34 protein-coding genes are annotated in these 20,832 nt (G+C 66.6%); all 34 read right to left on the bottom strand.

Going from position 1 to position 20,832, the window contains the following annotated elements:
- Nucleotides 1-34: 34 nt before the first annotated feature.
- The 34 genes from rpsD to MUU72_RS11435 all read right to left on the bottom strand — a co-directional run bounded on the left by rpsD (nt 35) and on the right by MUU72_RS11435 (nt 20,747).
- Nucleotides 35-661, bottom strand: a complete 627-nt coding sequence (gene rpsD, locus MUU72_RS11600) for a 30S ribosomal protein S4 (protein WP_248013090.1) — start codon at nt 659-661, stop codon at nt 35-37.
- A gap of 27 nt (nt 662-688) precedes the next feature.
- Nucleotides 689-1,093: a 30S ribosomal protein S11 gene (rpsK, locus tag MUU72_RS11595; RefSeq protein ID WP_004571845.1), complete on the bottom strand. Its 405-nt coding sequence runs from the start codon at nt 1,091-1,093 to the stop codon at nt 689-691.
- A gap of 63 nt (nt 1,094-1,156) precedes the next feature.
- Nucleotides 1,157-1,537, bottom strand: a complete 381-nt coding sequence (gene rpsM / locus MUU72_RS11590) for a 30S ribosomal protein S13 (RefSeq protein WP_018538741.1) — start codon at nt 1,535-1,537, stop codon at nt 1,157-1,159.
- A 206-nt stretch (nt 1,538-1,743) separates the two neighbouring features.
- Entirely contained in the window at nt 1,744-1,857 is a 114-nt protein-coding gene (gene rpmJ, locus MUU72_RS11585) for a 50S ribosomal protein L36 (protein WP_003956441.1), read from the bottom strand.
- 60 nt (nt 1,858-1,917) lie between these two features.
- Nucleotides 1,918-2,139, bottom strand: a complete 222-nt coding sequence (gene infA, locus MUU72_RS11580; RefSeq protein ID WP_003956442.1) for a translation initiation factor IF-1 — start codon at nt 2,137-2,139, stop codon at nt 1,918-1,920.
- Nucleotides 2,140-2,310: 171 nt separating this feature from the next.
- Nucleotides 2,311-3,147 (bottom strand): type I methionyl aminopeptidase, encoded by an 837-nt coding sequence (gene map / locus MUU72_RS11575; RefSeq protein WP_248013089.1) that lies wholly within the window; start codon nt 3,145-3,147, stop codon nt 2,311-2,313.
- A gap of 103 nt (nt 3,148-3,250) precedes the next feature.
- Nucleotides 3,251-3,904, bottom strand: coding sequence for an adenylate kinase (locus tag MUU72_RS11570; protein ID WP_248013088.1), 654 nt, complete (start codon nt 3,902-3,904; stop codon nt 3,251-3,253).
- Nucleotides 3,904-5,217: a preprotein translocase subunit SecY gene (gene secY / locus MUU72_RS11565; protein WP_248013087.1), complete on the bottom strand. Its 1,314-nt coding sequence runs from the start codon at nt 5,215-5,217 to the stop codon at nt 3,904-3,906. Before secY ends, MUU72_RS11570 begins: the two co-directional genes overlap by 1 nt.
- A gap of 228 nt (nt 5,218-5,445) precedes the next feature.
- Complete coding sequence (rplO, locus tag MUU72_RS11560; protein WP_066980882.1) at nt 5,446-5,901, bottom strand: 50S ribosomal protein L15; 456 nt, start codon at nt 5,899-5,901, stop codon at nt 5,446-5,448.
- Nucleotide 5,902: 1 nt separating this feature from the next.
- Complete coding sequence (gene rpmD, locus MUU72_RS11555; protein ID WP_066980880.1) at nt 5,903-6,085, bottom strand: 50S ribosomal protein L30; 183 nt, start codon at nt 6,083-6,085, stop codon at nt 5,903-5,905.
- On the bottom strand, nt 6,085-6,687 hold the full coding sequence (gene rpsE / locus MUU72_RS11550) for a 30S ribosomal protein S5 (protein WP_248013086.1): 603 nt from the start codon (nt 6,685-6,687) through the stop codon (nt 6,085-6,087). The genes rpmD and rpsE overlap by 1 nt, the downstream gene beginning before the upstream one ends.
- Nucleotides 6,688-6,734: 47 nt before the next feature.
- Nucleotides 6,735-7,118, bottom strand: a complete 384-nt coding sequence (rplR, locus tag MUU72_RS11545) for a 50S ribosomal protein L18 (protein ID WP_066980877.1) — start codon at nt 7,116-7,118, stop codon at nt 6,735-6,737.
- Nucleotides 7,119-7,121: 3 nt separating this feature from the next.
- A complete protein-coding gene (rplF, locus tag MUU72_RS11540; protein WP_248013085.1) occupies nt 7,122-7,661 on the bottom strand; it encodes a 50S ribosomal protein L6 in 540 nt (179 codons plus the stop codon).
- A gap of 21 nt (nt 7,662-7,682) precedes the next feature.
- Complete coding sequence (gene rpsH / locus MUU72_RS11535) at nt 7,683-8,081, bottom strand: 30S ribosomal protein S8 (protein ID WP_248013084.1); 399 nt, start codon at nt 8,079-8,081, stop codon at nt 7,683-7,685.
- Between the two features lie 239 nt (nt 8,082-8,320).
- A complete protein-coding gene (locus tag MUU72_RS11530) occupies nt 8,321-8,506 on the bottom strand; it encodes a type Z 30S ribosomal protein S14 (RefSeq protein WP_003956452.1) in 186 nt (61 codons plus the stop codon).
- Nucleotides 8,507-8,511: 5 nt separating this feature from the next.
- Nucleotides 8,512-9,072 carry a 50S ribosomal protein L5 gene (gene rplE, locus MUU72_RS11525; RefSeq protein WP_066980871.1) on the bottom strand — a complete coding sequence of 187 codons (561 nt, stop codon included), beginning with the start codon at nt 9,070-9,072 and terminating at the stop codon, nt 8,512-8,514.
- Complete coding sequence (rplX, locus tag MUU72_RS11520; protein ID WP_018538752.1) at nt 9,072-9,395, bottom strand: 50S ribosomal protein L24; 324 nt, start codon at nt 9,393-9,395, stop codon at nt 9,072-9,074. The genes rplE and rplX overlap by 1 nt, the downstream gene beginning before the upstream one ends.
- 3 nt (nt 9,396-9,398) lie before the next feature.
- Complete coding sequence (rplN, locus tag MUU72_RS11515; protein WP_003998823.1) at nt 9,399-9,767, bottom strand: 50S ribosomal protein L14; 369 nt, start codon at nt 9,765-9,767, stop codon at nt 9,399-9,401.
- A gap of 99 nt (nt 9,768-9,866) precedes the next feature.
- On the bottom strand, nt 9,867-10,148 hold the full coding sequence (rpsQ, locus tag MUU72_RS11510; RefSeq protein WP_248013083.1) for a 30S ribosomal protein S17: 282 nt from the start codon (nt 10,146-10,148) through the stop codon (nt 9,867-9,869).
- Nucleotides 10,148-10,372, bottom strand: coding sequence for a 50S ribosomal protein L29 (gene rpmC, locus MUU72_RS11505; protein WP_004571830.1), 225 nt, complete (start codon nt 10,370-10,372; stop codon nt 10,148-10,150). Before rpmC ends, rpsQ begins: the two co-directional genes overlap by 1 nt.
- Nucleotides 10,372-10,791 carry a 50S ribosomal protein L16 gene (rplP, locus tag MUU72_RS11500; RefSeq protein ID WP_016571059.1) on the bottom strand — a complete coding sequence of 140 codons (420 nt, stop codon included), beginning with the start codon at nt 10,789-10,791 and terminating at the stop codon, nt 10,372-10,374. The genes rpmC and rplP overlap by 1 nt, the downstream gene beginning before the upstream one ends.
- Before the next feature lie 5 nt (nt 10,792-10,796).
- The gene (gene rpsC / locus MUU72_RS11495) at nt 10,797-11,627 is read right to left on the bottom strand and encodes a 30S ribosomal protein S3 (RefSeq protein WP_248013082.1); all 831 of its coding nucleotides are present in this window, start codon (nt 11,625-11,627) and stop codon (nt 10,797-10,799) included.
- Nucleotides 11,627-11,974 (bottom strand): 50S ribosomal protein L22, encoded by a 348-nt coding sequence (gene rplV / locus MUU72_RS11490; protein ID WP_248013107.1) that lies wholly within the window; start codon nt 11,972-11,974, stop codon nt 11,627-11,629. The genes rpsC and rplV overlap by 1 nt, the downstream gene beginning before the upstream one ends.
- Nucleotides 11,975-12,018: 44 nt before the next feature.
- A complete protein-coding gene (gene rpsS, locus MUU72_RS11485; protein WP_043264896.1) occupies nt 12,019-12,300 on the bottom strand; it encodes a 30S ribosomal protein S19 in 282 nt (93 codons plus the stop codon).
- A gap of 12 nt (nt 12,301-12,312) precedes the next feature.
- Nucleotides 12,313-13,149 carry a 50S ribosomal protein L2 gene (gene rplB / locus MUU72_RS11480; protein ID WP_016571056.1) on the bottom strand — a complete coding sequence of 279 codons (837 nt, stop codon included), beginning with the start codon at nt 13,147-13,149 and terminating at the stop codon, nt 12,313-12,315.
- Between the two features lie 40 nt (nt 13,150-13,189).
- Nucleotides 13,190-13,513 (bottom strand): 50S ribosomal protein L23, encoded by a 324-nt coding sequence (gene rplW / locus MUU72_RS11475; protein ID WP_248013081.1) that lies wholly within the window; start codon nt 13,511-13,513, stop codon nt 13,190-13,192.
- Nucleotides 13,513-14,166: a 50S ribosomal protein L4 gene (rplD, locus tag MUU72_RS11470; RefSeq protein WP_248013080.1), complete on the bottom strand. Its 654-nt coding sequence runs from the start codon at nt 14,164-14,166 to the stop codon at nt 13,513-13,515. The genes rplW and rplD overlap by 1 nt, the downstream gene beginning before the upstream one ends.
- An 8-nt stretch (nt 14,167-14,174) precedes the next feature.
- Nucleotides 14,175-14,819, bottom strand: a complete 645-nt coding sequence (rplC, locus tag MUU72_RS11465) for a 50S ribosomal protein L3 (protein WP_018538758.1) — start codon at nt 14,817-14,819, stop codon at nt 14,175-14,177.
- A gap of 14 nt (nt 14,820-14,833) precedes the next feature.
- Nucleotides 14,834-15,142 (bottom strand): 30S ribosomal protein S10, encoded by a 309-nt coding sequence (rpsJ, locus tag MUU72_RS11460; RefSeq protein WP_003948644.1) that lies wholly within the window; start codon nt 15,140-15,142, stop codon nt 14,834-14,836.
- Nucleotides 15,143-15,567: 425 nt separating this feature from the next.
- Nucleotides 15,568-16,761: an elongation factor Tu gene (gene tuf / locus MUU72_RS11455; protein ID WP_248013079.1), complete on the bottom strand. Its 1,194-nt coding sequence runs from the start codon at nt 16,759-16,761 to the stop codon at nt 15,568-15,570.
- Between the two features lie 156 nt (nt 16,762-16,917).
- The gene (gene fusA / locus MUU72_RS11450; protein ID WP_248013078.1) at nt 16,918-19,038 is read right to left on the bottom strand and encodes an elongation factor G; all 2,121 of its coding nucleotides are present in this window, start codon (nt 19,036-19,038) and stop codon (nt 16,918-16,920) included.
- A 39-nt stretch (nt 19,039-19,077) separates the two neighbouring features.
- Complete coding sequence (gene rpsG / locus MUU72_RS11445) at nt 19,078-19,548, bottom strand: 30S ribosomal protein S7 (RefSeq protein WP_066980846.1); 471 nt, start codon at nt 19,546-19,548, stop codon at nt 19,078-19,080.
- 2 nt (nt 19,549-19,550) lie between these two features.
- Nucleotides 19,551-19,922 carry a 30S ribosomal protein S12 gene (gene rpsL, locus MUU72_RS11440; protein ID WP_003948652.1) on the bottom strand — a complete coding sequence of 124 codons (372 nt, stop codon included), beginning with the start codon at nt 19,920-19,922 and terminating at the stop codon, nt 19,551-19,553.
- A 345-nt stretch (nt 19,923-20,267) separates the two neighbouring features.
- The gene (locus tag MUU72_RS11435) at nt 20,268-20,747 is read right to left on the bottom strand and encodes a DUF1707 and DUF4190 domain-containing protein (RefSeq protein ID WP_248013106.1); all 480 of its coding nucleotides are present in this window, start codon (nt 20,745-20,747) and stop codon (nt 20,268-20,270) included.
- Between the last annotated feature and the right edge of the window lie 85 nt (nt 20,748-20,832).

Raw genomic sequence — 20,832 nt, 5'->3', positions numbered from 1 at the left:
CCATCGGCTCCGTACCGCCCCTACCGGTCAGCTCTTACTTCGAGTAGAGCTCGACGATCAGCTGCTCCTGCACCTGGGTGTCGATCACCTGGCGCTCGGGCAGGCTGTGCACGAGGATCCGCAGCTGCGAGGGCATCGCCTCCAGCCAGGCCGGAACGGTCTTCTCGCCGGCCTCCGCCTGCGCCACCTGGAAGGGGGTCAGGTTCTTGGAGCCCGAGCGGACCTCGATGATGTCGTTCACGGCCACCCGCGCCGACGGGATGTCGGTCTTGCGGCCGTTGACCTGGATGTGTCCGTGACGCACCAGCTGACGGGCGTGGTCGCGGGACTTGGCGAAGCCGGCCCGGTAGACCACGTTGTCGAGGCGGGTCTCAAGGATGCGCAGAAGGTTCTCACCGGTCTTGCCGGTCTTCTGGTTCGCTTCCTTGTAGTAGTTCACGAACTGCTTCTCAAGGACACCGTAGATGCGGCTGCACTTCTGCTTCTCACGAAGCTGGAGCAGGTACTCGCTGTCCTTGGTGCGCCCGCGACCGTGCTCACCCGGGGGGTAAGGACGGATCTCGATCGGGCACTTCGCGCTCTCGCACTTGCTCCCCTTGAGGAAGAGCTTCTGCTTCTCCCGACGGCAACGCTTGCAGTCGGCCCCGGTGTAACGCGCCATTGTCTAGTTGTCTCCTACTTCAGTGGGTCAGACGCGGCGACGCTTGGGCGGGCGGCATCCGTTGTGCGGGGTGGGGGTGACGTCCTGGATCGAGCCGACCTCGAGACCGGTCGCCTGGAGCGAACGGATGGCCGTCTCGCGGCCCGAGCCCGGGCCCTTCACGAAGACGTCGACCTTGCGCATGCCGTGCTCCTGCGCGCGGCGGGCGGCCGACTCGGCGGCCATCTGCGCGGCGAAGGGGGTGGACTTGCGCGAGCCCTTGAAGCCGACGTGGCCGGCGGAGGCCCAGGAGATCACGTTCCCGGTCGGGTCGGTGATCGAGACGATCGTGTTGTTGAACGTGCTCTTGATGTGAGCGTGCCCGTGGGCGACGTTCTTCTTCTCCTTGCGGCGCACCTTCTTGGCGCCGGCCGTACGGCCCTTCGGAGGCATTCAATTCTCCCGTGGAGGTGGTCGGTCCTACAGCGAAGACCGCTTGCGTGGTCCTGCTGAGGACTACTTCTTGCCCGGCTTCTTCTTGCCGGCGATCGCGCGACGCGGACCCTTGCGGGTACGGGCGTTCGTGCTGGTGCGCTGGCCGTGCACCGGCAGACCGCGGCGGTGACGCAGACCCTGGTAGCAGCCGATCTCGACCTTGCGGCGGATGTCGGCCTGGATCTCGCGACGGAGGTCACCCTCGGTCTTGAGGTTGTTGTCCACGTACTCGCGGATCTTGACCAGGTCTTCCTCGGTCAGGTCGCGGACCCGGGTGTCCGGGTTCACGCCGGTGGCCGCGAGGGTCTGCTCCGAGAGCGTCCGCCCGATACCGAAGACGTAGGTGAGGCCGACCACCACGCGCTTGTCGCGCGGGAGGTCAACGCCTGCGAGGCGTGCCATTGATGTGGCTCCTGATGGCTATTCGGAGGTCTTCCGCAGCACCGTTCCCGTAAGACTCTGCAGCGTGTGCAGCGTTACGAGCCGGGTCCCCGGCCTCCGAGCCGGGGGTGTCGTCCCTCGCGCGCGGCGCGGGGGTCGGGTGACTGCGTATGTACGTGTTGTGCTTGCGTCGCGCGATCTGCGGGAGTGCAGGAGGTCGGCGTGCGTCAGCCCTGGCGCTGCTTGTGGCGCAGGTTGTCGCAGATGACCATGACCCGGCCGTGGCGGCGGATCACCTTGCACTTGTCGCAGATCTTCTTGACGCTCGGCTTGACCTTCATGGGATGTGAGGTTCTCCGGGTCAGTGCCGCTGCCCCACGGGAGCGGGGCGCCGGCAAGATCTACTTGTAGCGGTAGACGATACGGCCACGCGTCAGGTCGTAGGGAGAGAGCTCCACGACGACCCGGTCATCCGGGAGGATACGGATGTAGTGCATCCGCATCTTGCCGCTGATGTGCGCGAGGACCTTGTGACCGTTCTGGAGCTCCACCTTGAACATCGCGTTCGGCAGAGACTCGATCACGGTGCCCTCGATCTCGATGGCACCTTGCTTCTTGGCCACGCTTCGCCTTTCGGATCGGCTACCTTGATCGACTCATGTGCACGGCCGGCACCCGATGTGCGGGCACACGGATGCACGAGAGCCGACGCGTCAGTCTACGTCAGTGCCTGAGAAAAGACGAATCCAGGGTTATTGCCCACCCGCGGAGATCGTTACGCCGCGGGCCGGACATCAGGCCAGGGGATCCGGCGCGGCGGTGATCCCGAGGCTCGCCAGCTTGGCCTTGCCGCCGTCCGGCGCGGTGAGCACCAGCGGACCGTCCTCGGTCAGCGCGACCGAGTGCTCCCAGTGCGAGGACCAGCTGCCGTCGTTGGTCTTGACCGTCCAGTCGTCGTCGAGCACGTGGGTCTTGGCGGTGCCGAGGTTGACCATCGGCTCGATCGCGATGCAGAAGCCGGGGACCAGCTTCGGGCCGCGGCCCCGCTTGCGGTCGACGTAGTTCAGCAGGTGCGGGTCCATGTGCATCTGCGAGCCGATGCCGTGGCCGCCGTAGTCCTCGACGATGCCGTACTTGCCGCTGGACGGCCGCGGCTGGCGGCGGATGTAGCCCTCGATGGCCTTGGAGATGTCCACCAGCCGGTTGCCCTTGGCCACCGCGGCGATGCCGGCCCACATCGACTCCTCGGTGACCCGGCTCAGCTCCACCAGCTCCGGCGCGTGACCGGAGCCGACGAAGGCGGTGTACGCGGCGTCCCCGTGCCAGCCGTCGATGATCGCGCCGCAGTCGATGGAGATGATGTCGCCGTCCTGGAGCACCGTGTCGGCGGACGGGATGCCGTGCACGACCACGTCGTTCACCGAGGTGCAGATGGTGGCGGGGAAGCCGCCGTAACCGAGGAAGTTCGACTTGGCGCCGTGCTCGGCGAGGACCTTGCGCGCGACCTCGTCCAGGTCCTGGGTGGTGGCGCCGGGCACCGCGGCCTCCCGGGTGGCCGCGTGGATGGCGGCGACCACCAGCCCCGCCTCGCGCATCTTCGCGATCTGCGCGGGGTTCTTGATCTCCAGCATGCCGGTGCCTTCCGCCTTCACTCTCGTCCCGGGTATTTCCCGCTGGACCAACACTACGGCCGCGGCGCCCCTCGGGGACACCGCGGCCGTACCGTGCTGCTGCTTACTCGCCGCGACCCAGGGCGTGCATCGCCCGCTGGGTGACCTCCGCGACCTTGCCGAGGGCCGGGATCGTCACGACCAGGTCCTGGGCCTTGTAGTAGTCGATGATCGGCTCGGTCTCCGAGTGGTAGACCTCCAGCCGCTTGCGGACGGTCTCCTCGCGGTCGTCCTCCCGCTGGTACAGCTCGCCGCCGCAGGCGTCGCAGACACCCTCGGCCGCCGGCTTGTTGTACTCGACGTGGAAGACGTGGCTGGAGTCCTTCCGGCAGATCCGCCGGCCGGCGATCCGCTTGACGACCTCGTCCTCCGGGACCTCCAGGTCCAGGACGGCGTCCAGCGTCAGCCCCTTGCGCTCCAGGTAGGCGTCGAGCGCCTCGGCCTGGCCGAGGTTGCGCGGGAAGCCGTCCAGCAGGAAGCCGTCCGCCGCGTCGGCCTGCTCCATGCGGTCCTCGGCCATCCCGATGGTGACCGAGTCGGGCACGAGGTTGCCGGCGTCCATGTAGGACTTGGCCTCGACACCCAGGGGCGTGCCCTGGGAGATGTTGGCCCGGAACAGGTCCCCCGTGGAGATGTGCGGGATCGCGAGGTTCTTGGCGAGGTACGCGGCCTGCGTACCCTTACCGGCCCCCGGGGGTCCGACGAGGACGATTCGCATCAGCGGAGGAACCCTTCGTAGTTGCGCTGCTGAAGCTGGCTCTCGATCTGCTTCACGGTCTCCAGACCCACACCCACGATGATCAGGATGCTCGTCCCGCCGAACGGGAAGTTCTGGTTCGCGTTGAACAGCACCAACGCCACTGTTGGTACGAGCGCGATCAGCCCCAGGTACAGCGAGCCCGGCCACGTGATCCGGTTGAGCACGTAGCTGAGGTACTCGGCCGTCGGGCGACCAGCCCGGATGCCCGGGATGAAGCCACCATACTTCTTCATGTTGTCGGCAACTTCTTCGGGGTTGAAGCTGATGGCCACGTAGAAGAAGGCGAAGAAAACGATCAGCAAGAAGTACGTAACGATGTAAACGGGGTGATTTCCCTTGGTGAAGTTGGTGGCGATCCAGGTCGCCCAGGCCGCCTTCGACCCGCTGAACTGAGCGATCAGCGCGGGAATGTAGAGCAGCGACGACGCGAAGATGACAGGAATCACACCTGCCTGGTTCACCTTGAGCGGGATGTAGGTGGACGTACCGCCGTAGGACCGGCGCCCGATCATCCGCTTCGCGTACTGCACCGGGATGCGCCGCTGCGCCTGCTCGACGAAGACCACCAGCGCGACCATCGCCAGGCCCACCGCGATCACCGAGAAGAACTCGATCCAGCCGTCGGCGAGCTTGCCGGTCAGCTTGATCTGCCACAGCGCGCCCGGGAAGCCGGCGGCGATCGAGATGAACATCAGGATCGACATGCCGTTGCCGATACCGCGGTCGGTGACCAGCTCACCGAGCCACATGATCAGGCAGGTGCCCGCGGTCATCGTGATCACCATCGTGATGGTGGTGAAGATCGAGTCGCTGGGAACGATCTGGCTGGCGACCGGGCAGCTCTGGAAGAGGGCGCCGCTGCGGGCGGTGGCCACCAGGCCGGTGCCCTGGAGGACGGCGAGCGCCACGGTCAGGTAGCGGGTGTACTGGGTGATCTTCGCCTGGCCGGTCTGGCCCTCCTTCTTGAGGGCCTCCAGCCGGGGGATCACCACGGTCAGCAGCTGGAGGATGATGCTCGCCGTGATGTACGGCATGATCCCCAGCGCGAAGATCGTGATCTGCAGCAGCGCTCCACCGCTGAACATGTTCACCAGGGCGAACAACCCGCTGTTGCCGCCAGCCTGCTTCATGCAGGTCTCGACGTTCGCGTAGTTCACCCCTGGGACCGGGACGTGCGCTCCGATCCGGTAGAGCACGATGATGCCCAACGTGAACAGCAGCTTCTTGCGCAGGTCGGGCGTCTTGAACGCTCGGGCGAACGCGGTGAGCACGGTGCCTCCTGCGCCTCCCGCCTCATAAGGCCAGGAGGTGACGGTCTTGAGGATCGACGAATACGTAGCGGCTGTACCGCGCGGGGTTCGCCCGCACGGCGGGTGCCGGGGCGGACCCCGGACAAATCAAACAGTGCAGGCCACCTTACCGGCGACCGTACCCCCGTGGAACGACCAACCGGGGATGCCCCAAACAGTGGGCATCCCCGGTCAGTTGAACCAACGAACTCAGAGGAGTTCGGTGACGCTGCCGCCGGCAGCGGCAATCTTCTCCTTGGCGGAGCCGGAGACGGAGTCCACCGTCACCTGGAGCGCCACGGAGATCTCGCCCTGGCCCAGGACCTTGACGAGCTCGTTCTTGCGCACCGCACCCTTGGCGACCAGGTCGGCCACCGTGACCTCGCCACCCTGCGGGTAGAGCGCGGCCAGCCGGTCCAGGTTCACGACCTGGAACTGCTTGTGGGCGGGGTTCTTGAAGCCCTTCAGCTTCGGGAGGCGCATGTGGAGGGGCATCTGCCCACCCTCGAAGCGCTCCGGAACCTGGTAACGGGCCTTGGTGCCCTTGGTACCACGACCAGCGGTCTTACCCTTGGACGCCTCACCACGACCGACACGGGTCTTGGCGGTCTTGGCGCCAGGGGCGGGCCGGAGGTTGTGGACCTTCAGCGGGTTGCTCTCCGCCATGTCAGTCGACCTCCTTGACCGACACGAGGTGGCGGACGGTGTGCACCATGCCGCGGTACTCGGGACGGTCCTCCTTGACAACCACGTCGTTGATCTTCTTCAGACCGAGCGAACGCAGGGTGTCGCGGTGGTTCTGCTTGCTGCCGATCAGGGACTTGACCTGCGTGATCTCGAGACGGGCCATTACGCACCCACCCCGGCACGCGCCCGCAGCAGAGCGGCGGGAGCCACGTCCTCCAGCGGCAGGCCGCGGCGGGCGGCGATCTCCTCGGGCCGCTGCAGGCCCTTGAGCGCCTCCACCGTGGCGTGCACGATGTTGATCGGGTTCGACGAGCCGAGCGACTTGCTCAGCACGTCGTGGATACCGGCGCACTCCAGGACGGCACGCACCGGGCCACCGGCGATCACACCGGTACCGGGGGAAGCCGGCTTGAGCAGGACGACGCCCGCAGCCTTCTCGCCCTGGATCGGGTGCGGAACGGTACCGGCGATACGGGGGACCTTGAAGAAGTTCTTCTTGGCCTCTTCCACGCCCTTGGCGATGGCAGCCGGAACTTCCTTGGCCTTGCCGTAACCGACACCTACGGTGCCGTCACCGTCGCCCACCACGACCAGCGCGGTGAAGCTGAAACGACGACCACCCTTGACAACCTTGGCGACGCGGTTGATCGCGACAACGCGCTCAACGTACGCGGTCTTCTCGGCGGCAGCGCCACCGTCGCGACCCTTCCGGTCCCGCCGCTCGCCGCCACCGGCACCGCTCCCGCGGCGCTGGGGTCCAGCCATTGGATTTACCTCTCTCGTTTGCGTCCGCTAGCTCCGGAACCGGGGCTTTAGAACTTCAGCCCGGCTTCGCGGGCGGCGTCGGCCAGAGCGGCAATCCGCCCGGCGTACTGCTTGCCACCGCGGTCGAACACGACGGCCTCGACGCCGGCGGCCTTGGCGCGCTCCGCCACCAGGGCGCCGACCTTCTTGGCCTGAGCGCTCTTGTCGCCCTCGCCGCCGCGGATCGACGCGTCCAGGGTCGACGCCGACGCCAGGGTGTGACCCTGGATGTCGTCGATGACCTGGGCGAAGATGCCGCGGTTGGAGCGCGTCACGACCAGACGAGGACGCTCGGGCGTACCCGAAATCCGCTTGCGGATCCGGATGTGGCGACGCTTGGCGGCAGCGCGCTTGTAGGCGTTGCCCTTAGCGATCTTCACACCGTATGCCATGGCTTACTTACCAGCCTTTCCGACCTTGCGGCGGATGACTTCGCCCTCGTACTTGACGCCCTTGGCCTTGTACGGGTCGGGCTTCCGCAGCTTGCGGATGTTCGCGGCGACCTCGCCGACCTTCTGCTTGTCGATGCCCTCGACGCTGAACTTCGTCGGCGACTCGACCTTGAACGAGATGCCCTCGGGGGCCTCGATCAGGATCGGGTGGCTGTAGCCCAGGGAGAACTCCAGGTTGGAGCCCTTGGCCTGGACGCGGTAACCAACACCGCTGATCTCGAGCTTCTTCACGTAGCCCTGGGTCACGCCGGTGATCATGTTCGCCACCAGCGTGCGGGACAGGCCGTGCAGGGCCTTGTTCTGCCGCTCGTCGTTCGGGCGGGAGACGGCGATGGCGCCGTCCTCACCCTTGGCGACCTCGATGGGCGCCGCGACGGTGTGCGAAAGGGAACCCTTGGGGCCCTTCACGTTGACCGTGCGGCCCTCGATGGTGACGTCCACACCAGCGGGAACCTGGATGGGCAGCTTGCCAATACGCGACATTAGCTTTTCCTCCGTTCCCTGTTACCAGACGTAGGCGAGGACTTCCCCACCCACGCCCTTCTTCTGCGCCTGCTGGCCGGTCAGGAGACCGTGGGACGTGGAGATGATGGCCACGCCCAGGCCACCGAGGACCTTCGGCAGGTTGGTGGACTTGGCGTAGACCCGCAGACCCGGCTTCGAGATCCGCTTGATGCCGGCGATCGAGCGCTCGCGGTTCGGGCCGAACTTGAGGTCGAGGACGAGGTTCTTGCCCACCTCGGCGTCCTCGACGCGCCAGCCCGTGATGTAACCCTCCTGCTGGAGGATTTCCGCGATGTGCGACTTGATCTTGCTGTGCGGCATCGTCACGGTGTCGTGGTACGCCGAGTTCGCGTTCCGCAGACGGGTCAGCATGTCTGCGATGGGATCAGTCATGGTCATGAATTGGCCTTCGGCCTCTCTCGCCGGGGTTTCCTATCTGCGCCATCCCTCTCCCCGAGCTCGGTCGGGACGGGTGCGGCGCGGGGACCTACGGCGTAGTAAGCGACGTTATGCGGGCTGGGCCCGCGGTCGGTCTGGGGCGGCGGGGCGCCCAAACCCTTCCAGCGTACGGGAAGGGGGCCTGGGCGCCCGCCGACCGGTTGCTTACCGAGAGCCTCCGGTGAAACCCAACTAGGGGTTTACCAGGAGCTCTTGGTCACGCCCGGCAGCTCGCCACGGTGAGCCATCTCACGAAGGCACACGCGGCACAGGCCGAACTTGCGGTACACGGAGTGCGGACGGCCGCAGCGCTGGCAGCGGGTGTACGCGCGCACACCGAACTTCGGCTTGCGAGCAGCCTTGGCAATCAGAGCCTTCTTCGCCATCTCGCTCACGCCTCCTTGAACGGGAAGCCGAGGTGACGAAGCAGGGCGCGGCCCTCGTCGTCGTTGGTCGCCGTGGTGACCACGGTGATGTCCATACCCCGGGTGCGGTCGATCTTGTCCTGGTCGATCTCGTGGAACATGACCTGCTCGGTGAGACCGAAGGTGTAGTTGCCCCGACCGTCGAACTGCTTGGGGGACAGACCACGGAAGTCGCGGATGCGCGGCAGCGCCAGCGACAGCAGGCGGTCCAGGAACTCCCACATGCGGTCACCGCGGAGGGTGACGTGGGCGCCGATCGGCTGACCCTCACGCAGCTTGAACTGCGCGATGGACTTCCGGGCCTTGGTGACGGCCGGCTTCTGGCCGGTGATCGTGGCCAGGTCGCGCACGGCGCCCTCGATCAGCTTGGAGTCGCGGGCGGCGTCGCCCACACCCATGTTGACCACGATCTTGGTCAGACCGGGGATCTGCATGACGTTCTCGTAGGAGAACTCGTCCTTCAGCTTCCCGGCGATCTCTTCGCGGTAGCGCGTCTTGAGGCGCGGCGCGTTGGTGGTGGCAGTCATCAGATGTCCTCACCGGTCCGCTTGGCAACGCGGATCTTGTTGCCCTCGTCGTCAAAGCGGTACCCGACGCGGGTGACGACCTTCTTGCCGTCCTTCTCCACGACCAGCTGAACGTTGCTGACGTGGATGGGGGCCTCGGTCGTCACAATGCCGCCGGTCTGCGCACCGCGAGCGGTCTGTCCGGCCTTGGTGTGCTTCTTGACCCGGTTGACACCCTCGACCAGGACGCGGTCCTCGCGGGGGTAGGCCGCGATGACCTTGCCCTGCTTGCCCTTGTCCTTGCCGGTGATGACCTGGACCAGGTCGCCCTTCTTGATCTTCATCGGTTACAGCACCTCCGGCGCGAGCGAGATGATCTTCATGAACTTCTTCTCGCGCAGCTCCCGGCCCACGGGGCCGAAGATGCGGGTGCCGCGGGGGTCGCCATCGTTCTTGAGGATGACGGCCGCGTTCTCGTCGAAGCGGATGTACGAGCCGTCCGGACGGCGGCGCTCCTTGACGGTGCGAACGATGACGGCCTTGACGACGTCACCCTTCTTCACGTTGCCACCGGGGATCGCGTCCTTGACGGTGGCGACGATGACGTCACCGATGCCCGCGTAGCGGCGACCGGAACCACCGAGAACACGGATGCAAAGGATCTCCTTCGCACCAGTGTTGTCGGCGACGCGCAGTCGCGACTCCTGCTGGATCACGTCTATCTCCTGAATGTCTGCCGGTTCCCGGCAGGTGTTTCACGTGAAACACCTGCCGAGCCTGGCGGAACTGTTCCTAGGGGGTCCCCCTAGGAGGGATTACTTGGCCTTCTCGAGGATCTCGACGACGCGCCAGTGCTTGGTCGCGGACAGCGGCCGGGTCTCCATGAGGAGGACGCGGTCGCCGACGCCCGCAGCGTTCTGCTCGTCGTGCGCCTTGAGCTTGTTGGTACGGCGGATGACCTTGCCGTACAGCGCGTGCTTGACGCGGTCCTCGACGGCGACGACGACGGTCTTGTCCATCTTGTCGCTGACGACCAGACCCTCACGGGTCTTGCGGAAACCGCGCTCGTTCGTCTCAGTCACATTCTTCTCGCTCATCAGGCGCTCTCCACCGTCTCGATGCCGAGCTCGCGCTCCCGCATCAGGGTGTAGATCCGGGCGATGTCCTTGCGGACGGCCTTCAGCCGGCCGTGGTTCTCGAGCTGTCCGGTCGCCGCCTGGAAGCGGAGGTTGAACAGCTCCTCCTTGGCCTCACGCAGCTTGCCAACGAGGTCCTCGTTGTTCAGCTCGCGCAGCTCGGTCGCCTTGGTACCGGCCGCCATCACGACTCACCTGCCTCGCGCCGCACGATGCGGCACTTCATCGGAAGCTTGTGGGCGGCGCGGGTCAGCGCCTCCTTGGCAACCTTTTCGTTCGGGAAAGACAGCTCGAACATCACCCGACCGGGCTTGACGTTCGCGATCCACCACTCCGGCGAACCCTTACCGGAACCCATGCGGGTCTCGGCCGGCTTCTTCGTCAGCGGACGGTCCGGGTAGATGTTGATCCACACCTTGCCGCCACGCTTGATGTGACGGGTCATGGCGATACGAGCGGACTCGATCTGCCGGTTCGTCACGTAGGCCGCGGTCACGGCCTGAATGCCGTACTCACCGAAGGCCAGCTCGGTACCGCCCTTGGCCATACCGTTCCGCTTGGGGTGGTGCTGCTTGCGGTGCTTGACCCTGCGAGGGATCAGCATGTCGGTCAGCCCTCCGTTCCAGGGTTCTCTGCCGGTGCAGAGGCAGCAGCCGCCGACGACTCCGTCTTGGGGGCCTCGGCAGCGGGAGCCTGCTGCTGCGGCTTGCGGCCGCGACCGCCACGCTCGCCACCGCGGCGCGGGCGCTCGTTGCCACCGCGGGCCGGGCGGTTGCCCGCACGGGCGGCGGCGTTCTCGGCACGCACCTCGGCGATGTTCTTGACGTCGCCCTTGTAGATCCAGACCTTCACGCCGATGCGGCCGAAGGTGGTCTTGGCCTCGAAGAAGCCGTAGTCGACGTTCGCGCGGAGCGTGTGCAGGGGCACACGGCCCTCGCGGTAGAACTCCGAGCGGGACATCTCGGCGCCGCCGAGACGGCCACCGCACTGGATCTTGATGCCCTTGGCGCCGGCCTTCATCGTCGACTGCATGCTCTTGCGCATGGCGCGACGGAAGGAGACGCGGGAGGACAGCTGCTCGGCGACGGCCTGGGCGACGAGCTGCGCATCGGTCTCGGGGTTCTTGACCTCGAGGATGTTCAGCTGGACCTGCTTGCCGGTCAGCTTCTCCAGCTCACCGCGGATGCGGTCGGCCTCGGCGCCGCGGCGGCCGATGACGATGCCCGGGCGAGCGGTGTGGATGTCAACGCGGACGCGCTCACGGGTGCGCTCGATCTCCACCTTGGAGATACCGGCGCGCTCCATGCCCTTCGTCATCATGCGACGAATGGCGACGTCTTCCTTGACGTAGTCCTTGTACAGCTTGTCGGCGTACCAGCGGGACTTGAAGTCCGTCGTGACGCCGAGCCGGAACCCGTGCGGGTTTACCTTCTGGCCCATTACCGGGTTCCTTCCTTGCTGCTGACGACCACGGTGATGTGGCTGGTCCGCTTGCGGATCCGGTAGGCACGGCCCTGGGCACGCGGACGGAACCGCTTCAGGGTCGGGCCCTCGTCCACGTACGCCTCGCTGACGTACAGCGTGGAGGCGTCCGGGTGGTCGTAGTTGTGCGCGGCATTGGCAATGGCGCTGTCCAGCACCTTGCCCACGGGCACGCTCGCGGCCTGCGGGGCGAAACGCAGGACCGCCTGAGCCTCCGTGGCATCCATGCCACGGATAAGGTCCACCACGCGGCGGGCCTTCATGGGCGTGACGCGGATGTACCGCGCCTGGGCCCTGGCTTCCATGGTTGTCCCTTCGGTGTCAGTCATAGTCTTCGCACTCCGGTCGATCAGCGACGACGCGACTTGCGGTCGTCCTTCTCGTGGCCGCGGAAGGTGCGGGTCGGCGCAAACTCGCCGAGCTTGTGGCCGACCATCGACTCGGTGACGAACACCGGGACGTGCTTGCGGCCGTCGTGCACCGCGATCGTGTGGCCGAGCATGGCCGGGACGATCATCGAGCGGCGGGACCAGGTCTTGATGACGTTCTTGGTGCCGGCTTCGTTCTGCGTGTCCACCTTCTTGGCGAGGTGGTCGTCGACGAAGGGCCCCTTCTTGAGACTGCGCGGCATCTAAACCCGCTCCTAGCGCTTCTTGTTCGTCTTGCGGCGGCGGACGATGTACTTGTTGCTGGCCTTCTTCGGCGAGCGAGTACGACCCTCCTTCTTGCCCCAGGGCGAGACCGGGTGGCGACCACCGGAGGTCTTGCCCTCACCACCACCGTGCGGGTGGTCAACCGGGTTCATCACGACACCACGCACGGTCGGGCGGACGCCCTTCCAGCGCATACGGCCGGCCTTGCCCCAGTTGATGTTCGACTGCTCGGCGTTGCCGACCTCGCCGACGGTGGCGCGGCAGCGGACGTCGACCAGGCGGATCTCACCGGACGGCATACGCAGGTGGGCCATGGAGCCCTCCCGCGCCAGCAGCTGCACGGAGGCACCCGCGGAACGGGCGAACTTCGCGCCGCCGCCGGGCCGCAGCTCGATGGCGTGGATGGTCGTACCGACCGGGATGTTGCGCAGCGGCAGGTTGTTGCCCGGCTTGATGTCGGCGCCAGCGCCGTTCTCGATCCGGTCACCCTGCTGGAGGCCGCGCGGGGCGATGATGTAGCGCTTCTCGCCGTCTGCGTAGTGCAGCAGCGCGATGCGCGCGGTGCGGTTCGGGTCGTACTCGATGTGCGCGACCTTGGCCGGCACGCCGTCCTTGTCGTGACGACGGAAGTCGATCACGCGGTAGGCGCGCTTGTGGCCACCGCCCTGGTGGCGAACGGTCACACGACCGGCGTTGTTACGGCCGCCCTTGCTGTGCAGCGGGCGGACCAGCGACTTCTCCGGCGTGGACCGCGTGATCTCGACAAAGTCGGCGACGCTGGAGCCACGACGGCCCGGGGTCGTCGGCTTGTACTTGCGGATACCCATTTCTCAGTCCTCGTCCGATTTCGGACGATCCAGACCGCCGTCAGGCGGTCGGACCGCCGAAGATGTCGATACGGTCGCCCTCGGCGAGGGTCACGATGGCGCGCTTGGTGTTGGCGCGCTTACCGAAACCGGTGCGGGTGCGCTTGCGCTTGCCCTGCCGGTTGATCGTGTTGACCCCGGTGACCTTGACCGAGAAGACCGCCTCGACGGCCTGCTTGATCTGGGTCTTGTTGGCACGCGGGTCGACGATGAACGTGTACTTGTTCTCGTCCAGCAGCGCGTAGCTCTTCTCCGAGACCACCGGCTTGACGAGGACGTCGCGGGGGTCCGTGAAGGTCTTGCTGGTGACGACGGCCTCAGTCATCAGGCGTCGCTCCCTTCGGTCTCAACGGTGGCCTTGGGGCCAGACACGAAGGACTCGAAGGCGGCCTTGGTGAAGACCACGTCGTCGGAGACGAGCACGTCGTACGTGTTCAGCTGGCCCGGCTCCAGGATGTGAACCTGGGGCAGGTTGCGGGCGGAGAGCCACGCGGCCTCGTCGGAGCGCTCGGCGACCAGGAGCACGTTCTTGCGCTCCGAGATCTTGCCGAACAGACCCTTGGCGGCCTTCGTGGACACCGCGCCGTCGACCACGTCGGTGACGACGTGGATGCGGCTGTGGCGGGCCCGGTCGGTCAGCGCACCGCGCAGCGCGGCGGCCTTCATCTTCTTCGGGGTCCGCTGGCTGTAGTCACGCGGCACGGGGCCGTGGACGACGCCACCGCCGGCGAACTGCGGCGCACGGGTCGAACCCTGGCGCGCGCGGCCGGTGCCCTTCTGGCGGTACGGCTTCTTGCCACCGCCGCGGACCTCGCCGCGGGTCTTGGTCTTGTGCGTGCCCTGACGGGCAGCGGCCAGCTGCGCGACGACGACCTGGTGGATCAGCGGAACGCTGACCTTCGCGTCGAAGATCTCCTCGGGGAGCTCGACGGTCCCGGCCTTGTCGCCTGCCGGCGAAAGGATGTCAATGGTGCTCATCGGTTACCTCAGGCCCCCTTGGCCGCGGTACGGACCAGGACGAGGCCGCCGTTCGGACCAGGAACTGCGCCCTTGATGAGCAGCAGACCCTTCTCCGCGTCAACGGCGTGGACGGTCAGGTTCTGGGTGGTGACCCGCTCATTGCCCATACGGCCGGCCATCCGCATGCCCTTGAACACGCGGCCCGGGGTGGCGCAGCCACCGATGGAGCCCGGCTTGCGGTGCACGCGGTGGGCACCGTGCGAAGCCTTGCCACCGCCGAAGCCGTGACGCTTCATGACACCGGCGAAGCCCTTGCCCTTGCTCTTGCCGGTCACGTCCACCTTCACGCCCGCCTCGAAGACGTCGGCGCTGAGCTCCTGGCCGAGGGTGTACTCGCTCGCGTCGGCGGTACGGACCTCGACGAGGTGGCGGCGGGGGGTGACGTCGGCCTTCGCGAAGTGGCCCTTGAGGGGCTTGTTCACCTTGCGCGGGTCGATCTCGCCGAAGGCGATCTGGACGGAGTCGTAGCCGTCCTGGTCATTGGTGCGCACCTGGGTAACGACGCAGGGACCGGCCTTCACCACGGTGACCGGGACGACACGGTTGTTCTCGTCCCAGACCTGGGTCATGCCGAGCTTCTCGCCCAGGAGCCCCTTGATCTGCTTAGCCATCTCTTCCGCGCCTCTCAGAGCTTGATCTCGATGTCGACGCCGGCCGGAAGGTCCAGGCGCATCAGCGAGTCAACGGTCTTGGGCGTCGGGTCGAGGATGTCGATCAGGCGCTTGTGCGTGCGCATCTCGAAGTGCTCGCGCGAGTCCTTGTACTTGTGCGGCGACTTGATGACGCAGTACACGTTCTTCTCAGTGGGCAGCGGCACCGGGCCCGCGACCGACGCGCCAGTACGGGTCACCGTCTCGACGATCTTCTTCGCCGAGGAGTCGATGACCTCGTGGTCGTAGGCCTTGAGCCGGATGCGGATCTTCTGTCCCGCCATGGCTACTTCGTAGTCCTGTCTCTCGTAACGCTCTGGGACCCGGTGAGGTCACTGCATCTTCTCCGACCCACGCGGTCGGGCGTGTCGCGCTCCTTCTCGTAAATCTCCGCAGAGAAGATCCCTCGAGGAGGAGAGCGTGGGGGAAGACCACCCACCGGGCGCCTGGCCGAGGCACCCCGCTGACGCTTCCCGGAAGATTCCCGTACTTCCGCCCCTGAGAAGAGGCGACGAATACCTGGGACTCGCTTCCGGTCCTCCCGGCGGGAGGCGCGCAGCATCGGCACTCAACCGAGCAACCTGGACAGTGTGCCATACCCGGGATGCCCAAGGCCAATCGAGCCCCAACTGTCAAGAAGCCCCGCCCACCTGACGGTGAGCGGGGCCTCCTGGATGCTCCGGGGAGCTACCGGGTCAACCGGATCAACTTACTTGTTGATCTTGGTGACCTGGCCGGCGCCGACGGTCCGGCCACCCTCACGGATGGCGAACTTCAGGCCCTCCTCCATGGCGACCGGCTGGATCAGCTGGACCGACATCTCGGTGTTGTCGCCCGGCATGACCATCTCGGTGCCCTCGGGGAGGGTCACAACGCCCGTCACGTCCGTGGTACGGAAGTAGAACTGCGGACGGTAGTTGTTGAAGAACGGCGTGTGGCGGCCACCCTCGTCCTTGGACAGGATGTAGGCCTGCGCCTCGAACTCGGTGTGCGGGGTGACCGAGCCCGGCTTGATGATGACCTGGCCGCGCTCGACGTCCTCGCGCTTGATGCCGCGGAGCAGCAGACCGACGTTCTCACCGGCCTGGCCCTCGTCGAGCAGCTTGCGGAACATCTCGATGCCGGTGACCGTGGTGGAGGTCTTCTCGGTCTTGATGCCGATGATGTCGACCTGCTCGTTGACCTTGAGGACACCGCGCTCGATACGACCGGTGACGACGGTGCCACGACCGGTGATCGTGAAGACGTCCTCGATCGGCATCAGGAACGGCTTGTCGACGTCGCGCTCCGGCTGCGGGATGTTCTCGTCGACGGCCTTCATCAGGTCGAGGACGGTCTGGCCCCACTCCTTGTCGCCCTCCAGGGCCTTCAGAGCGGAGACCTTGACGACCGGAACGTCGTCGCCCGGGAACTCGTACTCGGAGAGGAGCTCACGGACCTCGAGCTCGACGAGCTCCAGGATCTCCTCGTCGTCCACCATGTCGGCCTTGTTCAGGGCGACGACGATGTAGGGAACGCCGACCTGGCGGGCCAGGAGCACGTGCTCCTTGGTCTGCGGCATCGGGCCGTCGGTGGCGGCGACCACCAGGATCGCGCCGTCCATCTGGGCGGCACCGGTGATCATGTTCTTGATGTAGTCCGCGTGACCGGGGCAGTCGACGTGGGCGTAGTGACGCGACTCGGTCTGGTACTCGACGTGCGCGATGGAGATGGTGATACCGCGCTGGCGCTCCTCAGGAGCCTTGTCGATCTGGTCGAAGGCCGAGGCCTCGTTCAGGTCCGGGTACGCGTCGTGCAGCACCTTGGTAATGGCGGCCGTGAGGGTCGTCTTACCGTGGTCGATGTGACCGATGGTGCCGATGTTGACGTGCGGCTTAGTCCGCTCGAACTTCGCCTTCGCCACTGGGGTCCTCCTGTGGAGTGGTTCTGTACGCCTTACTCATCGGCGCCAGGTGATCTTTGCTGGATAGCCCGGGCCCGGGGGCATTCCGCCACTGTTGCGGTGGAATGCCCCGACAGGCTCCGGAGTCAAGCCTAGAGCGTGAACTCGCGGCGTGAGTTACTCGCCCTTGGCCTTGGCGATGATCTCCTCGGCGACGTTCTTCGGAACCTCGGCGTAGGAGTCGAACTGCATCGAGTAGCTCGCGCGACCCGACGTCTTGCTGCGGAGGTCTCCGACGTAGCCGAACATCTCCGAGAGCGGAACCAGGCCCGTGACGAGCTTGGCGCCGGCGCGGTCCTCCATGGACTGGATCTGCCCACGGCGGGAGTTGATGTCGCCGATCACGTCGCCCATGTAGTCCTCGGGCGTGGTGACCTCGACCTTCATCATCGGCTCGAGCAGGGCCGGGCTGGCCTTGCGGGCGGCCTCCTTGAAGGCCATCGAACCGGCGATCTTGAAGGCCATTTCCGACGAGTCGACCTCGTGGAAGGCACCGTCGAGAAGCGTGACCTTGACACCGGTCAGCGGGTAGCCGGCGAGCACGCCGAACTCCATCGCCTCCTGGCAGCCGGCGTCCACGGACGGGATGTACTCCCGCGGGATGCGGCCACCGGTGACCTTGTTCTCGAACTCGTACCCGTCGCCCTCGAGCGGCTCCAGGGCGATCTGCACCTTCGCGAACTGGCCGGAACCACCAGTCTGCTTCTTGTGCGTGTAGTCCAGGCGCTCGACCGGCTTGCGCAGGGTCTCGCGGTAGGCGACCTGCGGCTTGCCGACGTTGGCCTCGACCCGGAACTCGCGCTTCATACGGTCGACCAGCACGTCGAGGTGCAGCTCGCCCATACCCGCGATGATGGTCTGGCCGGTCTCCTCGTCGGTGTGCACCTGGAACGAGGGGTCCTCTTCGGCGAGGCGCTGGATGGCGACACCCAGCTTCTCCTGGTCGCCCTTGGACTTGGGCTCGATGGCGACCTGGATGACCGGGGCCGGGAACTCCATCGACTCCAGGATCACCGGGGAGCCCGCGTCGCAGAGGGTCTCGCCGGTGGTGGTCTGCTTCAGACCCATGACGGCGACGATGTCGCCGGCACCCACCGAGTCGATCTCCTCACGCTTGTTCGCGTGCATCCGGTAGATCTTGCCGATGCGCTCCTTCTTGCCCTTCACCGAGTTCTGCACCTGCGTGCCGGCCTCGAGGCGGCCCGAGTACACCCGGATGAAGGTGAGCTTGCCCAGGTGGGGGTCGCTCGCGATCTTGAACGCCAGGGCGGCCAGCGGCTCGTCCTCGGACGGCTTGCGCTTGACGACCTCCTCCGGGTTGCCGACCGCGTGGCCCTCGATGGCCTCGACGTCCAGCGGGGAGGGGAGGTAGCGCACGACCGCGTCGAGCAGGGGCTGCACGCCCTTGTTCTTGAACGCGGTGCCGCAGAACACCGGGGTGACGGTGGTCACGTCGGCCTTGCCGGAGGCGATGGTGATCCGGCGGATCGCCGCGTAGAGCTGCTCCTCGGTGGGCTCCTGGCCCTCCAGGTAGAGCTCCATGATCTCTTCGTCGTTCTCGGCCACGGCCTCGAGGAGCTTGCCGCGCCATTCGTCGGCGGCCTCGATGTGCGTGTCCGGGATGTCGACGGTGTCGTACATCTCGCCCTTGGCGGCCTCGGCCGACCAGACCAGCGCCTTCATCTTGACGAGGTCGACGACACCCTTGAAGTCGGCCTCGGTGCCGATCGGCAGCTGCATCACGATCGGGGTCGCGCCCAGGCGGTCCGTGATCATGTCGACGCAGCGGTGGAACTCGGCACCGGTGCGGTCCAGCTTGTTGACGAAGCAGATCCGCGGGACGCCGTAGCGGTCCGCCTGGCGCCAGACGGTCTCCGACTGGGGCTCGACACCGGCGACGCCGTCGAACACCGTCACCGCACCGTCGAGCACGCGCAGCGAGCGCTCCACCTCGACGGTGAAGTCGACGTGGCCCGGGGTGTCGATGATGTTGATGGTGTTGTCGACGTTGTCCAGCGGCCAGTGGCAGGTCGTCGCGGCAGACGTGATCGTGATGCCGCGCTCCTGCTCCTGCTCCATCCAGTCCATCGTGGCAGCGCCGTCGTGGACTTCACCGATCTTGTACGAAACACCGGTGTAGAACAGGATCCGCTCGGTGGTGGTCGTCTTGCCCGCGTCGATGTGGGCCATGATCCCGATGTTGCGGACCCTGGCCAGGTCAAGCGAAGTGGTAGCCATAGTGGCTCAGTCTTCTCTCGGTCTCGATGTGGGTTGCGACTACCAGCGGTAGTGCGCGAAGGCCTTGTTGGACTCGGCCATCTTGTGCGTGTCCTCACGCTTCTTGACCGAAGCGCCGAGGCCGTTGGAGGCGTCGAGCAGTTCGTTCATGAGGCGCTCGGTCATGGTCTTCTCGCGGCGGGCGCGGGAGTAGCCCACGAGCCAGCGGAGCGAGAGGGTGGCGGCGCGGCCGGGCTTGACCTCGACCGGGACCTGGTAGGTCGCACCACCGACGCGGCGGGACTTGACCTCGAGGGTCGGCTTGATGTTCTCCAGCGCGCGCTTCAGCGTGATGACCGGGTCGGTGCCGGTCTTCTCACGCAGACCCTCCATGGCGCCGTAGACGATGCGCTCGGCGGTGGAGCGCTTGCCGTTCAGCAGCACCTTGTTGATGAGGGAGGTCACCAGAGGAGAGCCGTACACCGGGTCGACGTGGACCGGGCGCTTCGGGGCGGGGCCCTTACGAGGCATTCTTACTTCTCCTTCTTGGCGCCGTAGCGGCTGCGAGCCTGCTTGCGGTTCTTGACGCCCTGCGTGTCGAGGGAGCCGCGGATGATCTTGTACCGAACACCCGGCAGGTCCTTCACACGGCCACCGCGCACGAGCACGATGGAGTGCTCCTGCAGGTTGTGGCCCTCACCCGGAATGTAAGCGGTGACCTCGATCCCACTGGTCAGACGCACACGCGCGACCTTACGCAGGGCCGAGTTCGGCTTCTTCGGGGTGGTCGTGAACACACGCGTGCAGACGCCGCGGCGCTGGGGCGAACCCTCGAGTGCGGGCGTCTTGTTCTTCTCGACCTTGTCCTGCCGGCCCTTACGGACCAGCTGCTGGATCGTAGGCACTACTTCTCCGGTTTCTGTGTGCCAGTCTCGGTAAAGCTAACCTGGAACATTCCCCGACCCACGCGGTCGGGTGTGTCGAATACTGCAGACCGGCCTCGCTGGAACGAGGGGCGGCAGATTGCGGTGTCAAAACCCGGCTTCCGCGCTGCCGGGACTTCCCGGCCGGGATCCGGTGGGAGAAGGCGCGCACGGCAGCCCAGGGACACCCCAGGCACAAGGTCAGAGCGTACCTAGCGCATTGGCTGCGGTCAAAACAAATGCACACGCGAAGGACACGCCGGACTCCCCTGGCGCTGCGGCCACGCTAGTGGGTCCCCGGTCGCTTCGGAAGACGGCACCCCGCCGTCAGACGCGGGCCACCGCGACCAGCACCATCACCAGGAAGAACAGCGCCCAGGCCCCGAGGCCGAGCCAGCCCAGCACCAGCCCGGCCAGCGCCTGGCCGTCCCCCCGCTCCCCCGTCCGCCGGATCTCGGCCCGCGCCTTGTGCCCCAGGATCACCGCGGGGATCGACGTCAGCCCCCAGGTGAACGGCCCGATCAGACCGCACACCAGCGCGCCGGTGGCGGAGCCGTTGGTGGTCGGCGGCGGCGGCAGCTGCACCGGCAGGAAGGTGGCCGGCACCGCCGGGCGCGGCGCGAACTGCGCCTGCGGCACGGGGCCTTGCGGCAGATCGGCGACCAGCGCCTGGAGCTCGGTGTGGGTCTGCGCCTGGTACGCCCGGGCGATCCGCTGCTCGTACTCCGCCTGGCCGAGCCGGCCCTCGGCGAAGCCGGCCTTCAGCACGTCCACCGCCCGCTCGCGATCGGCGTGCGAGGCACGCATGGCCGGCAGCTGATACGGGTTCTGAGCAGGCTGCCCACCCTGCCACGGCTGGAATGCCATGTCGCGAACCTCCCCCCGCTCTACA

The sequence above is a fragment of the Streptomyces rhizoryzae genome, assembly GCF_023155275.1.
Classification (GTDB): Bacteria; Actinomycetota; Actinomycetes; order Streptomycetales; family Streptomycetaceae; genus Streptomyces; species Streptomyces rhizoryzae.
Note: the sequence above shows the minus strand (reverse complement) of the source record. Positions and strands in the feature narration are given on the sequence as shown.

Excerpts from the sequence above, each read along its gene's own strand:
- rplW (WP_248013081.1), bottom strand. The coding sequence starts at position 13,513 with ATGACTGAGGCCGTCGTCACCAGCAAGACCTTCACGGACCCCCGCGAC.
- rplO (WP_066980882.1), bottom strand. The coding sequence starts at position 5,901 with ATGGCGGAGAGCAACCCGCTGAAGGTCCACAACCTCCGGCCCGCCCCT.
- rpsM (WP_018538741.1), bottom strand. The coding sequence starts at position 1,537 with ATGGCACGCCTCGCAGGCGTTGACCTCCCGCGCGACAAGCGCGTGGTG.
- rplV (WP_248013107.1), bottom strand. The coding sequence starts at position 11,974 with ATGGAAGCCAGGGCCCAGGCGCGGTACATCCGCGTCACGCCCATGAAG.
- MUU72_RS11570 (WP_248013088.1), bottom strand. The coding sequence starts at position 3,904 with ATGCGAATCGTCCTCGTCGGACCCCCGGGGGCCGGTAAGGGTACGCAG.
- rplP (WP_016571059.1), bottom strand. The coding sequence starts at position 10,791 with ATGCTGATCCCTCGCAGGGTCAAGCACCGCAAGCAGCACCACCCCAAG.
- rpsD (WP_248013090.1), bottom strand. The coding sequence starts at position 661 with ATGGCGCGTTACACCGGGGCCGACTGCAAGCGTTGCCGTCGGGAGAAG.
- MUU72_RS11435 (WP_248013106.1), bottom strand. The coding sequence starts at position 20,747 with ATGCGTGCCTCGCACGCCGATCGCGAGCGGGCGGTGGACGTGCTGAAG.
- rpsE (WP_248013086.1), bottom strand. The coding sequence starts at position 6,687 with ATGGCTGGACCCCAGCGCCGCGGGAGCGGTGCCGGTGGCGGCGAGCGG.
- rpmC (WP_004571830.1), bottom strand. The coding sequence starts at position 10,372 with ATGGCGGCCGGTACCAAGGCGACCGAGCTGCGCGAGCTGAACAACGAG.
- MUU72_RS11530 (WP_003956452.1), bottom strand. The coding sequence starts at position 8,506 with ATGGCGAAGAAGGCTCTGATTGCCAAGGCTGCTCGCAAGCCGAAGTTC.
- rpsS (WP_043264896.1), bottom strand. The coding sequence starts at position 12,300 with ATGCCGCGCAGTCTCAAGAAGGGGCCCTTCGTCGACGACCACCTCGCC.
- rpsQ (WP_248013083.1), bottom strand. The coding sequence starts at position 10,148 with ATGAGCGAGAAGAATGTGACTGAGACGAACGAGCGCGGTTTCCGCAAG.
- rpsJ (WP_003948644.1), bottom strand. The coding sequence starts at position 15,142 with ATGGCGGGACAGAAGATCCGCATCCGGCTCAAGGCCTACGACCACGAG.
- rplB (WP_016571056.1), bottom strand. The coding sequence starts at position 13,149 with ATGGGTATCCGCAAGTACAAGCCGACGACCCCGGGCCGTCGTGGCTCC.
- rpsC (WP_248013082.1), bottom strand. The coding sequence starts at position 11,627 with ATGGGCCAGAAGGTAAACCCGCACGGGTTCCGGCTCGGCGTCACGACG.
- map (WP_248013089.1), bottom strand. The coding sequence starts at position 3,147 with ATGCTGGAGATCAAGAACCCCGCGCAGATCGCGAAGATGCGCGAGGCG.
- rplD (WP_248013080.1), bottom strand. The coding sequence starts at position 14,166 with ATGAGCACCATTGACATCCTTTCGCCGGCAGGCGACAAGGCCGGGACC.
- rpsH (WP_248013084.1), bottom strand. The coding sequence starts at position 8,081 with ATGACCATGACTGATCCCATCGCAGACATGCTGACCCGTCTGCGGAAC.
- rpsG (WP_066980846.1), bottom strand. The coding sequence starts at position 19,548 with ATGCCTCGTAAGGGCCCCGCCCCGAAGCGCCCGGTCCACGTCGACCCG.
- rplF (WP_248013085.1), bottom strand. The coding sequence starts at position 7,661 with ATGTCGCGTATTGGCAAGCTGCCCATCCAGGTTCCCGCTGGTGTGGAC.
- rplX (WP_018538752.1), bottom strand. The coding sequence starts at position 9,395 with ATGAAGATCAAGAAGGGCGACCTGGTCCAGGTCATCACCGGCAAGGAC.
- rpmJ (WP_003956441.1), bottom strand. The coding sequence starts at position 1,857 with ATGAAGGTCAAGCCGAGCGTCAAGAAGATCTGCGACAAGTGCAAGGTG.
- rpmD (WP_066980880.1), bottom strand. The coding sequence starts at position 6,085 with ATGGCCCGTCTCGAGATCACGCAGGTCAAGTCCCTGATCGGCAGCAAG.
- rplC (WP_018538758.1), bottom strand. The coding sequence starts at position 14,819 with ATGGCTAAGCAGATCAAGGGGCTCCTGGGCGAGAAGCTCGGCATGACC.
- rplR (WP_066980877.1), bottom strand. The coding sequence starts at position 7,118 with ATGGCATACGGTGTGAAGATCGCTAAGGGCAACGCCTACAAGCGCGCT.
- rplE (WP_066980871.1), bottom strand. The coding sequence starts at position 9,072 with ATGACTGCCACCACCAACGCGCCGCGCCTCAAGACGCGCTACCGCGAA.
- rpsK (WP_004571845.1), bottom strand. The coding sequence starts at position 1,093 with ATGCCTCCGAAGGGCCGTACGGCCGGCGCCAAGAAGGTGCGCCGCAAG.
- fusA (WP_248013078.1), bottom strand. The coding sequence starts at position 19,038 with ATGGCTACCACTTCGCTTGACCTGGCCAGGGTCCGCAACATCGGGATC.